Source organism: Nesterenkonia sp. K-15-9-6, assembly GCF_052656005.1.
In genome coordinates, this window is the sequence record NZ_JBQYEY010000069.1 from 1 (window position 1) to 365 (window position 365).

At 65.8% G+C, this 365-nt stretch carries 1 protein-coding gene; it reads right to left on the bottom strand.

The features are described 5' to 3' along the window. Nucleotides 1-365, bottom strand: a 365-nt coding sequence (locus SD455_RS16645) for a hypothetical protein (RefSeq protein WP_445508751.1), incomplete at both ends; no start/stop codon positions are given.

Sequence of the window (365 nt, forward strand, 5' to 3'; positions counted from 1 at the left end):
TCAGTGACCTCCACCGTGACCGTGGAATCAGGCACGAAGCCCTCACCCGTGATCGTGGTGTCCTCACCCGGAGCAACCGTGTCCGGATCCAGAGTCACCGACGGATCGATCTCGACGCCGTCGTCAGTGCCGTCCTCGACACCGTCCTCGACGCCGTCCTCAACGCCGTCCTCAACGCCGTCCTCAACGCCGTCCTCGACACCGTCCTCGACACCGTCCTCGACACCGTCCTCGACACCGTCCTCGACACCGTCCTCGACACCGTCCTCGACACCGTCCTCAACGCCGTCCTCGACACCGTCCTCAACGCCGTCCTCGACACCGTCCTCAACGCCGTCCTCGACACCGTCCTCAACGCCGTCCTC